The sequence below is a fragment of the Curtobacterium luteum genome, from assembly GCF_001475545.1.
In the GTDB taxonomy this organism is placed as follows: domain Bacteria; phylum Actinomycetota; class Actinomycetes; order Actinomycetales; family Microbacteriaceae; genus Curtobacterium; species Curtobacterium luteum_A.
The window spans coordinates 1-12,154 of record NZ_LDQC01000117.1; the positions used below are offsets into that span (position 1 = coordinate 1).

At 70.9% G+C, this 12,154-nt stretch carries 12 protein-coding genes and 1 pseudogene; 8 read left to right on the forward strand and 5 right to left on the reverse strand.

From position 1 onward, the window contains the following. Both NS184_RS16065 and NS184_RS16070 read left to right on the forward strand, forming a co-directional pair. On the forward strand, positions 1-573 hold a 573-nt coding region (locus NS184_RS16065; protein ID WP_152998274.1), incomplete at its 5' end, for an HNH endonuclease family protein. Between the two features lie 151 nt (positions 574-724). Beyond that, a complete protein-coding gene (locus NS184_RS16070) occupies positions 725-1,513 on the forward strand; it encodes an SDR family oxidoreductase (protein WP_058727099.1) in 789 nt (262 codons plus the stop codon). Positions 1,514-1,639: 126 nt separating this feature from the next. On the opposite strand, the gene NS184_RS16075 is transcribed toward NS184_RS16070, so the two are convergent. From NS184_RS16075 to NS184_RS16085, 3 genes are all read right to left on the reverse strand, one after another. Continuing rightward, complete coding sequence (locus NS184_RS16075; RefSeq protein WP_058727100.1) at positions 1,640-2,521, reverse strand: nuclease-related domain-containing protein; 882 nt, start codon at positions 2,519-2,521, stop codon at positions 1,640-1,642. A 50-nt stretch (positions 2,522-2,571) separates the two neighbouring features. Further along, positions 2,572-6,042, reverse strand: a complete 3,471-nt coding sequence (locus NS184_RS16080; protein ID WP_058727101.1) for a TM0106 family RecB-like putative nuclease — start codon at positions 6,040-6,042, stop codon at positions 2,572-2,574. A gap of 104 nt (positions 6,043-6,146) precedes the next feature. Next, entirely contained in the window at positions 6,147-6,575 is a 429-nt protein-coding gene (locus NS184_RS16085) for a hypothetical protein (RefSeq protein WP_152998275.1), read from the reverse strand. Positions 6,576-6,681: 106 nt separating this feature from the next. On the opposite strand from NS184_RS16085, the gene NS184_RS16090 reads away from it, so the two are divergent. The 3 genes from NS184_RS16090 to NS184_RS16100 are packed head-to-tail and all read left to right on the forward strand — an operon-like array spanning position 6,682 to position 9,295. Further along, complete coding sequence (locus tag NS184_RS16090) at positions 6,682-7,428, forward strand: ATP-binding cassette domain-containing protein (RefSeq protein ID WP_193750515.1); 747 nt, start codon at positions 6,682-6,684, stop codon at positions 7,426-7,428. Continuing rightward, on the forward strand, positions 7,428-8,720 hold the full coding sequence (locus NS184_RS16095) for a DUF7224 domain-containing protein (RefSeq protein WP_058727104.1): 1,293 nt from the start codon (positions 7,428-7,430) through the stop codon (positions 8,718-8,720). The genes NS184_RS16090 and NS184_RS16095 overlap by 1 nt, the downstream gene beginning before the upstream one ends. Next, positions 8,717-9,295, forward strand: a complete 579-nt coding sequence (locus NS184_RS16100; RefSeq protein ID WP_058727105.1) for a hypothetical protein — start codon at positions 8,717-8,719, stop codon at positions 9,293-9,295. The genes NS184_RS16095 and NS184_RS16100 overlap by 4 nt, the downstream gene beginning before the upstream one ends. 28 nt (positions 9,296-9,323) lie before the next feature. Here the strand turns inward: NS184_RS16100 and NS184_RS18790 are convergent, their stop codons facing one another. Further along, the gene (locus NS184_RS18790) at positions 9,324-9,530 is read right to left on the reverse strand and encodes a DUF1653 domain-containing protein (protein WP_242863090.1); all 207 of its coding nucleotides are present in this window, start codon (positions 9,528-9,530) and stop codon (positions 9,324-9,326) included. Positions 9,531-9,539: 9 nt separating this feature from the next. Next, a pseudogene (locus NS184_RS18795) lies at positions 9,540-9,938 on the reverse strand (arsenate reductase ArsC); the annotation flags it as partial. Between the two features lie 74 nt (positions 9,939-10,012). On the opposite strand from NS184_RS18795, the gene NS184_RS16110 reads away from it, so the two are divergent. The 3 genes from NS184_RS16110 to NS184_RS16120 all read left to right on the forward strand — a co-directional run bounded on the left by NS184_RS16110 (position 10,013) and on the right by NS184_RS16120 (position 12,078). Next, complete coding sequence (locus NS184_RS16110) at positions 10,013-10,492, forward strand: TlpA family protein disulfide reductase (RefSeq protein ID WP_058727106.1); 480 nt, start codon at positions 10,013-10,015, stop codon at positions 10,490-10,492. Beyond that, on the forward strand, positions 10,489-10,959 hold the full coding sequence (locus NS184_RS16115) for a DUF4395 domain-containing protein (RefSeq protein ID WP_058727107.1): 471 nt from the start codon (positions 10,489-10,491) through the stop codon (positions 10,957-10,959). The genes NS184_RS16110 and NS184_RS16115 overlap by 4 nt, the downstream gene beginning before the upstream one ends. 216 nt (positions 10,960-11,175) lie before the next feature. After that, on the forward strand, positions 11,176-12,078 hold the full coding sequence (locus NS184_RS16120; protein ID WP_058727108.1) for a MurR/RpiR family transcriptional regulator: 903 nt from the start codon (positions 11,176-11,178) through the stop codon (positions 12,076-12,078). The last annotated feature ends 76 nt before the right edge of the window (positions 12,079-12,154 follow it).

A 12,154-nucleotide genomic window follows, 5' to 3' on the forward strand; every position in this document is an offset into this window, starting at 1 on the left:
CGTGCCTCCAGTCCGGATCCCGACGCGGCAGCGTCACTGCGTCTGCTCGCGACCCTGCCGGTCAAGGGGAAGGCGCCGGCGACCGGCTACGACCGCACGGCGCGGTTCGGCACCGCGTGGCTCGACGTGGACCACAACGGCTGCGACACCCGGAACGACGTCCTCGCCCGCGATCTCACGCACGTCGTGCGGCGCGAGCCGTGCACGGTCGTGACGGGCACGCTCGTGTCGCCCTACACGGGCGGCACCATCGCGTTCACCCGCGGGCAGACGACGTCGACCCAGGTGCAGATCGACCACGTGGTCGCACTCGAGAACGCATGGCGGACGGGCGCGCAGCGGTTGTCGCAGACCTCACGCGAGGCCCTGGCGAACGACCCGTCGAACCTCTTCGCCGTCGACCGGCACTCGAACGCGCAGAAGCGATCCGGGGACGCGGCGACGTGGCTGCCCGCAGCGAAGGGCTTCCGCTGCACCTACGTCGGGCACCAGGTCACGGTGAAGGCGAAGTACCACCTGTGGGTGACGGCCGCCGAGCGAGATGCGATGGTCCGGGTGCTCGACCGCTGCTGAAGCGGCGTCAGGGGTGTCGGCGATTGCACCACGAAGGACACCTAGACAACAGGTGTAGCCTTTCTGGCGATGCACACGCATTGATTGGACTCGCTGCCCGCGCCGGGCGCGGACCCCGAGCCCTTCACCGCCGAAGACCTCAGGAGGCCCCATGTCCACCAGCCGATTCACCGACCGCGTCGTCCTCATCACCGGTGGCGGCTCCGGCCTCGGGCGCGCCACCGCCGTCCGTCTCGCATCCGAGGGCGCCGCGCTCTCACTCGTCGACGTCTCCGCCGAGGGCCTCGAGGCCACGAAGGCCGCCGTCCTCGAGGTCGCCCCCGACACCGACGTCCTCACGACCGTCGCCGACGTCTCCGACGAGAGCCAGGTCGACGCGTACGTCCTCGACACGACCGAGCACTTCGGCCGCATCGACGGCTTCTTCAACAACGCCGGCATCGAGGGCAAGCAGAACCCGACCGAGTCCTTCACCGCGGCGGAGTTCGACCGGGTCGTGTCGATCAACCTCCGCGGCGTGTTCCTCGGCCTCGAGAAGGTCCTCGGTGTCATGCGCGAACAGGGCTCCGGCATGGTCGTCAACACCGCGAGCGTCGGTGGCATCCGCGGCATCGGCAACCAGTCCGGTTACGCAGCGGCGAAGCACGGCGTCGTCGGCCTCACCCGGAACTCGGCCGTCGAGTACGGCCAGTACGGCATCCGAATCAACGCCATCGCTCCCGGCGCGATCTGGACGCCGATGGTCGAGAACTCGATGAAGCAGCTCAACCCGTCGGACCCGCGGGCGGCCGCGGAGGAGTTCATCCAGGTCAACCCGACGAAGCGCTACGGCGAAGCGCCCGAGATCGCCGCGGTCGTCGCGTTCTTGCTCTCCGACGACGCCTCCTACGTCAACGCGACCGTCGTGCCGATCGACGGCGGGCAGTCGGCCAAGTACTGAGGGCCGAACGTCCGGCGCCAGGCTCACCTCGTGGGTCGGGCGCCGGCGTCGGTCTGGAGGCAGGCCGGTCAGGTCCGGCTCGATTTCATCGGGTCGACAACGGCAGTCCCGTCCACCGTGGATCGGTCATGAGCCGAGCAGCACCGTCGCGGCACCCCTGAGCGCGATGAGTACCGCGCCCGGGAGCCCGATCACCCCGAGGACGACCGCGAGCGCCGCCCGACGCCGTCGCACGCGCGCGTCCTCCACCTGGCGGAGCAGCCGGTCGAAGCGCTGCTCGAGCCGTAGGGTGTCGTCCGGCGCGAACGCGGTCGCGTGCCAGGTGGCTCGCTCCTCGGCAACCATCGACAGGTACCGGACGGCTTCGTCCGAGTACGCCCGACGCTGCCCGAGGATCCACCCGCGCACCTGGTCCGGCCGGAGTACGACGACCGGAGCACGCTTCTTGCCGAACGTGATCCGATCCGCCGCGACGACGAGCAGCGGCTGCACGGGGAACGACCCACCGGCGGCCGCCGAGAGCAGTCTGGTGGCCTTCCGCCCCTCGCTCTGGGCGGCGCCGATGTGCGAGGTCTTCCCGCCGCCGACCATGAACGAACCGCCACCGACGAAGACCCGCTGGCCGCTGTGGTTCTTCGTGTTGATCGAGAACACCCCGGTCGGTCCGACCACCAGGTGGTCGATGTCCGTGGAACCGGTACCGACCGGCACAGCGTGCAACACGGTGAAGGCCGGCCCCAGGCGGTCGAGCTCAGCGGCGACGCGACGTTCACCCAGTGCACCCTTGAACCATGACTGCGCCGCTGGCGCAACGGGGTCCACACCCCAGAACCGTTGCGCTCGCGTCCGCCCTGGCACCTGGGACTGGAGCCGCAGGCACTCCTGCATGACCCCGTACCCGGGACGTCGCGCACGCAAGGTCATCGGCAGTGCTCCGATGGCCGTCGCTCGGGACTCCGGCCCCTCGACGGGTCCGTCGTGCCCGAGCGTCGTGATTCGATTCGTCACGCCTCGACCGTGGCAGCACGTCCGAGCCGAGGAAAGCCCACGTTCGGGCGTCAGCGACGTGGCTCCACCAACTCGATGAAGCGGGAGAGCAGTGACAGCCCGCTGATCGACGGCGGCAGCCCCGTGGTGAGCGCCGGCGAGTACACGAGGTACGCCGCCCACTTCGCCCGGGACAGCGCCACGTTGAGCCGGTTGGGCATGAGCAGGAAGTCGAGGCCGCGCGGGATGTCCCCAGCGCTCGACGCGGCGAGGGACACGATCGACACGACGGCCTCGCGCCCCTGGAACATGTCGACCGTCCCGACCTGCGTGCCGCTGAGTCCGGCACGATCAAGCTCCTGGCGGATGAGCGCTCCCTGCGCGTTGTACGGCGCGACGACGATCACGTCCTCGTCCGTCAACGTCCGCGTACCAGAGTCGTCCGTCCACGTCCGGCCGATCACGTTCCGCGCGAGGGCGACGACCCGGGCGGCTTCCTCGGCAGACGAGGTGGTGTTGCCCGCGTGCGGCACCGGCTCGGGGTGCACACCCGCGTCGATGCCGTCGAGGTGCCGACCGGACGCCATCGACGACAGCTGCCCATCGTACGAGAGTGACGACACCGACGCCGTGAGCGCCGGCTCCATCCGACGTGTCCGTGCGAGGAAGTAGCCGAACTCGGGCGGCAGTACGTGCTCACCGTCGGTCAGCCAGCCGAGCGCCGAGACGTCGACCGGCTCCGGGTGCGAGCCCTGCGACACCTGGGGCAGCTGCTGCGGGTCGCCGAGCAGGAGCAGGCGGGTGGCAGCGACCGAGGACGCGATCGTCGGGGCCAGTGAGAACTGCCCGGCCTCGTCGACCACGAGCAGGTCGAGGGAGCGGCGCGGGATGGTCCCCTCGTTCGCGAACGTCCACGCGGTCCCACCGACCACCCCACCCGTACCGGTCTCGGCGCACGACGACAGGAACGCGGCGACGGCGGCGTTGTTCTTCACCGGGGTCCACAGCGCCGCTTCGACGTCCTCGGCGTCCGCACCCGAGCGCGGCACCTTGACGACCCGGTCGGCGGGCACCCCGGCGGCGACGACCGCAGCGAGGAAGTTCTCCGACGTGGCGTGGGACTGGCCGACGACGCCGACCCGCCAGCCGTACTCGCGGACGAGGCGGGCGACGACGTTCGACCCGACGTAGGTCTTGCCCGTGCCGGGAGGCCCCTGGATCGCCAGGTACGACCGATCCAGGCCGAGCAGTGTGGCCACCACCGCGGACACCGTGTCGTCGCCCTGCACCGGGGCGATCGGCCCGCGTGGCGGCACCCGGCGGAGCAGGTCGAACGCGGGGTCGGGCAGCATCGCCGGCAGGGCGTCGAGGACCTCCTGCCCCCACTCGGCGATGGCCTCCGGCTGCGGCTTCGCGCGTGGCGGTGCTGCCGGAGCGAGCGCGACCGGGAAGTCGGGGTGCGGCTCGCCGCCGCCCACCGGCAGGCTCTCCTTCACGATCACCTCGAAGGCGTCACCGTTGTCGAACGCGTCGAGCACGACCGCGCGGGCCGACGCACCCTTCGATCCCGGCGCCGGAGCGGTGATCGACGGCGGAAGTGGGTCGTCGTAGACGAGGTGGGGCGTGCCTCCAGGCCGGATCCGCGAGCCGGGCGCGAGCGTCCCCGACAACCGGATCTCACGCGACTGCGAGCGTGCGCGCGGCAGTGTGCCCCAGTCGCGCTCGACCGACGCCCGCTCGACCACCAGCACATCGCGGGTGTCCGCCCAGTCGTCCACCGGGTTGCGGAGCCGGTCGAAATGGTCCTGCCAGAAGGTCTTGGCTTCGCGGCGGTGGTAGTCGATCGCGGCTGCGGCGAGCGCCAGCGCCGTCTGGTCGGGCGTCCGGTCGAGGGCGTCGACACCCTCGAGGGAGGCGGCGAGCGCCGTGTACACCGGGTTCGGCTCACGGTCGACGGGGATCGGCGGCAGCAACTCGGCCGGTTCGTCGACGTCCGGAGTCGGGACTTCCGCGCGCAAGGACAGCAACCAGTCGCGGAGCCGCAGCGTCGAGCGGCAGTCGTAGGCGTTGTAGTCGGCGACCTCGTCGAGCATGTGCTGCCCGGCCGCGGCATCGCCGTTGCGGAGCTCCTCGATCGCGTCGACGTAGGCCGTGATGCTGTCAGCGGCGTTCGTGACGTCGCTCAGCCGCAGGTCGGAGCCCATGTAGAGCGGCTCGAGCTTCTTGATCGAGTAGCTGTAGCTGCCCACGACGAGGGCCTTGCGGACGATCGGGTAGAGGTCGACGAGGACGCCCGCGCGCAGGAGGTCGTCGACGGCGTCCTCCCCCACCCCGTGCCGTGCAGCGAGGGACAGCAGGTGCGTCCGCTCGTACGCGGCGTAGTGGTAGATGTGCATGTCCGGGTGCTGCTCGCGGCGTCGCTCCACGAAGGCGAGGAAGTCCACGAGCGCCTGTCGCTCGTCACGGAGCGTGTGCGCCCAGAACGCCGTGAAGCGGGCCTCGGGGTCAACGAGCCCGAAGAGGTAGTCGATCCCCCAGTGCACGCCGTCCTCGGTGTGGAGCGGGTCGCCCTCGAAGTCGAAGAACACGTCGCCCGCGTCCGGTGCGGGGATCGCGTCGAGCGCGCGCGGGTCCGCCACCTCGAACACGGGCGCGCGGCCGGCGGATGCCTCTGACTCGACCTGGAGGCGCGCCTGACGCACCAGCCGGTCCTGCGTCGATCGCGACATCGCGGGCACGGCCGCGGTGCGGTCCGCCAGGTCGTCGATGGTCCGCACCCCGGCGCGGATGAGCTTCGTCCGCTGGTCCAGGCGCATGCCCGCCACGAGCACGAGGTCGCGGTGGTCGGCGACCTGCGTCGTGCAGATCGGGCAGCGGCCGCAGCTGCTGTAGCGCGGGTCGCCCCAGGCCAGCTCGTCGTCCGCCGCCATCCGTTCGGCGATCACACGCTGCAGTTCCGCCCGCTGGGTCCGGTACACGGGCGCGATGTCGGCGAGGTCGTGCGTGGTGGTCGTCCGGTCGCCAAGGACGAGGTGGACCTGCTGCCCGGTCGGGATGCCGTGCGCCTGCATCTGCTCGGCGTAGGCGGCGAGCTGCAGGAGGGCGCTGATCTTGGCGTGGCGGGCGAGCTTGGTGTCGTACACCTCGTACTCGCCGCGGTCGTTGCGGATGATGAAGTCCGCGAAGCCGATGAAGCCCGGGGCGTCGGGCGCCGCGGGTCGGTGGAACGTCGGTTGGTACAGGACGTCCGCGCCCGTGCGAAGCGTGTCGAGCGCTGCCTGTGCGGCGTCCGCGTACCCGGCGGGGGCCGGCCGGTCGAACTCGACGACCTCGTGCGTCTGCTTGAGGATGTCGAGGTAGTCCAGCTCGTGCTGATCGCCGAGCCGGGCGGTCCGTTCGAGCATGTCGTCGTGGACCTCGGGCAGCGGCTCCCCACGCCCGAGCTTCGCGTCGAGGCGTCGCAGGAACGCCCACTCGCACGCCGCCCACGTCGACAGGTCGCTCGGGCTGAGCAGGACGCTGCCGTCGGTGGTGATCTGCATGCGGGTCCCCCGTCTCGTTGGTGCGTTGCGAGCCTAGGGGTGGCCGCCGACAGCGCCGATCTCATCAGCCGCACGGACAACGGTCGGCGAGAACGACGACGAGCTCAGTAGGTCTGGCGGATGGACGACACCGACAGTCGCAAGACGTTCTCGTAGCTGGCGCCGTTGAGCTTGGAGATCGTCCAGTGGTACCGGTCCGAGCGGCTCATGACTCCCCAGTCGCTCTTGCCACATCGGTTGGTCTTCGAGCCCATGTTCTGATCCGGTAGCAGACCACGCTCGTCGTACAACGTGACGGTCGCCGATGAGAAACCGCTCGCGTTGCCCGTGATCCGGCACCCCGAGAACGTCGTCGTCGTCTTGACGTTGTCTCGGTGCGAGTCCTGCCAACTCCGCGAACTCTTGCCGATGGCCACGCCGCTCAGCGACGAGTTCCAGGACCCCTCCGCGAACGCGGGGCCTGCAGCGAGAACGCTGCACGCCACCACCGCGCCAGCCATTACGACAGCGGCATGTCTCGTGAACCCGGTCATGATTCCCCTTTCGTGTCGAGCGGATCGGTTCCAGCTCGGCCTGCCCCAGCAGACGCGGTGATGCTACAGTCACCGAACACTGAAATTCCAGTTCTACGGGGGTATGTTGCACATCGACATCGACGGCCTGTCCTTCGCCCATATCGGCGGACGAGCGGTCTTCCGCGACCTGCGCCTGCACGTCCCTGCCGGGCGAACGGTCGTCCTCGGTCCGAACGGCGCCGGGAAGTCGACCTTGCTGAACCTCATCGGTGACGCACTCCGGCCGTCCGCCGGGCGGGTGCGCGTCAGCGGGATCGGCAGCCCCTCGGACCGACGGAATCGCGGCCGGTACCGGCGAGCAGTCGCACTCCTCCCACAGCAGAGCATCGTCACGCCGGGCCTCACCGTCCGTGAGCACGTGGCCTACCAGGGCTGGCTGCAAGGCCTGTCCCGCCGTGACGCGTGGGCACGATCGGAGCGCGCGCTCGCCACGGTCGATCTCGCCGACCGAGCGGACGACCGGGCGCAGCGGCTGTCGGGAGGCCAGACGCGGCGCATGGGACTCGCCGGGGCACTCGTCGGAGGCGCCCGGCTCCTGCTGCTCGACGAGCCGACCGCCGGCCTCGACCCCGCTCAGCGAGCCCGCTTCGCGGACATCGTCCAGTCCCTGCCCACGGACGTGTCCGTGGTCGTGTCGACGCACCAGACCGAGGACGTGCTGGCGACCTACGGCTGGATCGTCGTGATGGACAACGGCGGCGCGTCGTACACGGGCACGGTCGCATCCTTCACCGCGACCGCCCGGCCGGCGAACCCCGGCGACGATCCCGTCGTCGCCGCCTACGCGCGTCTCGTCTCGGCGGACGACTGATGCCCGGAATCCTCCCGTGGCGGCTCCGCGCCAGCGCGTGGCTCGGCGCGGTCGGCGTGTTGAGCGTGCTCGCGTACGGAGTCCGGTTCGCCGCCGAGACCTCGGTGTCGGGATACTGGCCAGCCGCCGTTGCCGGCTCCGCCGTGTTCCTCATCTTCTCGTGTGGCGTGTCCGCCACTGCCGCTGCGTGGGAAGGCCGGCGCGCTCGATCGAGCCGTGCGCTCCTCTCGCGATCCGTCCGGTCCGACCTCTGGGTCGTGGGCGATGTGCTCTGGCCACCCTTCGTGAGTGGATGCGTCGTCCAGGCTGCTGCGTTGCTCGTCATGAGTCGCGACACCTGGGGTGCCCCCGGAGCGCCGCCACCAGCCGTGCTCGTCGCGCTCGTCTCGATCGTGCTCTTCCACACGATCCTCGGCTACACGCTGGGCCGCTGGCTCCCGCCGCTCGCCGGTGTCCCAGCCGCCCTGCTCTCGTCGTACTGCTGGTTGGGCTTCACGTGGTCCGTCGACTACTTCCCGCTCCGCTACCTCGCTGGTCTGTCGATGTCGGACTGCTGCACCATCGAGACGGTGCTCGACCCACAGGCTCCACTGACGGCCATCGTCTTCAGCCTGCTGGCTGCGATCGCCCTGTTCTTCGTCGCCGTCGCACACCGCTCTTCGCCGTTGCGGACCAAGCGACGCGGTGCCGTGCTGGGTGCGACGGCGATGGTCCTCGTCGTCGCCTCAGCTCTCACGTCGGCGTCCCCGCTCGGCGCGACAGCGCTCCGCGCGAGATCAGCGTCCGAGCTCCGCTGCGAGGGCGCGGCACCGACCGTGTGCCTCTTCCCTGAGCAGACGGCACGGGGTGCCCCTGAGACCATCATCCGGCGCGTCGCCGCGAACCTCGGAGCGGCCGGGGTCCGGGTCCCGCGGACGATCCGCGCCGGCACCGGAGCATCGACGAGCGCCACGTTGCAGATCGTCGTTCAGGTCGGTATGACCGATGCCGACCTGGTCCACAGCGTCACGACGTCGTTCCTGCCACCCGAGATCGCCGCGTACTGCGGATCCCCCTCGGACTACGACCGCCGACTGAACGCGGCTGCCGTCGCCGACCGGTGGCTGATCGCAGTCGGCTCGTCGGGCATCGTGCCGTCCGACGACGTCGCACCGGCAACCGAGCTGACCGACGACGAGCTCCTGCATCGGCTTGATCAGGCCGGTCCGGCCGCGCAGCGAGACTGGGTGATCGAAACGCTGACGAACTTGACGGACTGCGACTCCGATCTCGCCGATGGACCGCTGCCGTGAGGTGGTGGATCCGAGTACACCGGGTCCCGCTGCTCCTCGGGGCAGTCCTCGTCTCGAGTCTCGTGTCCATCGGGCTCGGACCCGTCGCGCTGATCTTCCCGTCGCTCGCGGGTGGAGCACCCTTCGGAACGATCCCCGTGACTGCCATCGCGCCGCTCGCGGTGAGCATCATGCTGAGCTCGTGCGTGCATCGTCCTGGCGTGCCAGCGGTACGGCAGGTGGAGGTCCTCGAGGTCGGACTCGCGGTGCTCATGATCGTGCTCACCGCAGGAACCGCGGTCGCCGCGACCGCCCTCGGTGCTGATCAATCGTCCGCAGCCGCACTGTTCCGGAACTCGATCACGTTCGTCGGCACCACCCTCGTCGCGCGACCACTCATCGGCAGCCGTCATCAGGCGATCCCCGGCGTCGTGTGGCTCCTGCTGACGGCGGTCTTCGGCCGGACCGGTGACGGGGTCGCGGTGTGGGCGAGCGTCGTGACGACGAACACCGCCCCGGAGTACTGGCTGGTGAGCGCCGTGTGCCTGGCGCTCGGCAGCATCGCCGCCGCTCATCGGATCGCTTCACGCCGCTGAGGACGACCGCGGATCGTCTCCGTCGGAGTCACACCCGCACGAACCGCGGCCCCTCGTACCCGTCCCGCGAGACCCACGCCGTGAAGTCCGCGAGCGACCGCACCCAGTGACCCCGCTCCCCGTACAGCGCCTGGTACACGACGACCGGCTCCTCGGTCTCGACGTCCTTCGCCACGAGCACGACGTCGTACTCCCCGCCCTTGAAGTGCCGGTAGCGACCGGGTTCCACCGACACGTCCGGAGTCGGCAGCAGTGACCCGAGCAGATCCGACACCCGACGCTTGATGTCGTCCCGGATCGGCCGGACCTCGTCGATACCCTTGCCCGCCGGGTCGGTCAGCTCCCAGTCCTCGTAGCGCTTCCCGGGGAAGATCGGGCACGCGTCACCGCAGCCCATCGTGATGACCGCATCCGAGGCCTGCACGTCGGACGTCGACAGCAGCTGCGGCACCGCGCCGGTGATGTCGATCCCCTCCTCCGCCATCGCCGCGACGGCCACGGGGTTGATCTGCGACCCCGGCTCGCTCCCGCCCGACAGCACCCGGACCCGGTCGCCGCCGAGGGCACGGGCGTACCCGGCGGCCATCTGGGAACGGCCGGCGTTGTGGACGCAGACGAACAGGATCATGGGGACGTCGCTCATGAGGACCAGCCTGCACCATGTCACACGGTGTCACCCTCCTGCCGGCTGTCACCGGATCGACGTACCGTCCTCCCATGACCGTCGTCACGGCCGTCGCCATCCTCGTGGGAGTGCTCGCCCTCGCCACCGTGCTCGGCCTCGCGCTCCGGAGCCGCACCGGCCGCGCCCGCACAGTCGTGAGCGCGGCACCACCGAGCGCTGCACGCCCCGAGCCGGACGCCGCGAGCCCCAGCACCACCGCCCACGGCCTCGCGCCCACCGAGACCTTCGGCACGCGCGCCACCCTCGTCCAGTTCTCGACGCCGACCTGCGCCCGCTGCCCCGGCACCCGCCGGCAGCTCGACGCCCTCGCCGCGCAGCACGCCGGGGTCGCCCGCCTCGAGATCGACGTGGCCGAGCGCGCCGAGGTCGCGACGCGCTACAAGGTCATGCAGACCCCGACGGTCCTCCTCGTCGACGCCGACCGCACCGTCCGCACCCGCTTCGGCGGCCCACCCCGTCCCGCCGAACTCTCCGCAGCACTCGCCGCCGTCCTCCAGGAGGAACCCGCATGAGCGACACCACCACCGGCATCGATCCGCGCTCCCCGCGCTTCGGCGCCGCGATCACGACCGTCCTCCTCGCGGCGACGATCGTCCTCACCCTGGTCCCTGCGACGTACGCCGCCGGCATCGTCCTGCTCGCGGTGATCGTCGCGCTCTTCGCCATCGGAGGCATCGGCGGCATCCGGCGTCACCCCTACGGAGCCCTCTTCCGCCGCTTCGTCCGCCCACGACTCGCCCCGCCTTCCGAACTCGAGGCACCGGAGCCCCCGACCTTCGCCCAGCAGGTCGGCCTGTTCGTGACCGCCGTCGCGCTCGTCCTCGCCCTCGCCGGCGTCCCGTACGCCGCTCCGGTCGGCGCCGCCGTCGCACTCGTCGCCGCGTTCCTCAACGCCGTCTTCGACGTCTGCATCGGCTGCATCCTCTACGTGTGGTTGGTCCGCGCGGGCGTCCTCCGTCCGCGACGCACCACCGCCTGACGGCCGGGAGGCACGACCCACCTCCGCCCCGCACACCCCGTCGGCAGCGTGGACCGGTCCGCCGACGCGACACACCTCGACGACGCGCCGCGCGCTGGCACGGCGATCCGCTCCTCCCGTCCGTGCCGGGCGACCGCGTCGCCGATCAGCATGACGATCCAAGAAATCTGATTGCAGGACTGGCGGAGTAGTCTGCAATACGGTTTCATAGCGTGCATGCCGAAGACGACGCCCGACGCGCCCGCGCACCCTCGGACCGACCGCGCCGACGCCTTCGCGCTCGTGCGCACCCAGTCGGCAGGCATGCCCGCGAGCATGCGCGCCATCGCCGACGCCGTCCTCCGCGACCCCGAGCGCGTCGCGGCGGGCAGCGCCGCCGACCTCGCCGAGCGCGCCAGGGTGTCCCCCGCGACGGTCTCACGCTTCGCCCGGCACCTCGGTTTCCCGAGCTACGCAGACCTCCAACGCAGCATGACCCGCGCCGTCGAGCGGGGCATCGCGACGCACGCCGAGATCCACGCCGGCGTCGGGGTCGACGACGACGTCGCGACCGTGATCGCGAAGGTCACGGAGGACGTCCGCGCCGTGATGACCGACACCCGCGCAGCGCTCGACCCTGGAGCGCTGAGCGACTCGGCCGACGCGATCGTCCGTGCCCGCCGGGTCGTCCTCTACGGTGTCGGCGCGAGCGGCATCGTCGCGCGGGACCTCCACCTCAAGCTCGAGCGCATCGGTATCCCGAGCTCGATCGCCGACGACCCGCACAACGCCCTCACCCTCGCGAGCGTGATCGGCCACGACGACGTGCTGCTCCTCGTCAGCCACTCGGGCACCACCACCGAATCGCTCGAGGTGGCGACGCAGGCGAAGCTCAACGAGGCCACGGTCATCGCCGTGACCGGCCGCGCGTACGCGCCCCTGACCCACCACGCCGACCACGTCCTGCTCGGCGTCGCGGGCGCCGAGAGCGAACTCCGCCCCGCGGCGATGGGCAGCCGGATGAGCCAGCTCGCGATCGTCGACGCCCTGTTCATCGTCGTCGCCCAGCGCACCGACGCCCGGTCGCGTCCCCTCCTCGCACGCACGCGCGCCGCCGTCCGCACACACCACCGGAGCTGAGCACCATGGCCCACGACACCCTGCGCGACGAGCTCGCGACCCTCACGACCGAGGCCGCCGACGCCGCGCTCGACGA

What these genes read in the sequence shown, in the direction of transcription:
- NS184_RS16070 (WP_058727099.1), top strand. Translation starts at nt 725, where the DNA reads ATGTCCACCAGCCGATTCACCGACCGCGTCGTCCTCATCACCGGTGGC.
- NS184_RS16080 (WP_058727101.1), bottom strand. Translation starts at nt 6,042, where the DNA reads ATGCAGATCACCACCGACGGCAGCGTCCTGCTCAGCCCGAGCGACCTG.
- NS184_RS16085 (WP_152998275.1), bottom strand. Translation starts at nt 6,575, where the DNA reads ATGACCGGGTTCACGAGACATGCCGCTGTCGTAATGGCTGGCGCGGTG.
- NS184_RS16095 (WP_058727104.1), top strand. Translation starts at nt 7,428, where the DNA reads ATGCCCGGAATCCTCCCGTGGCGGCTCCGCGCCAGCGCGTGGCTCGGC.
- NS184_RS16110 (WP_058727106.1), top strand. Translation starts at nt 10,013, where the DNA reads ATGACCGTCGTCACGGCCGTCGCCATCCTCGTGGGAGTGCTCGCCCTC.
- NS184_RS16115 (WP_058727107.1), top strand. Translation starts at nt 10,489, where the DNA reads ATGAGCGACACCACCACCGGCATCGATCCGCGCTCCCCGCGCTTCGGC.
- NS184_RS16120 (WP_058727108.1), top strand. Translation starts at nt 11,176, where the DNA reads ATGCCGAAGACGACGCCCGACGCGCCCGCGCACCCTCGGACCGACCGC.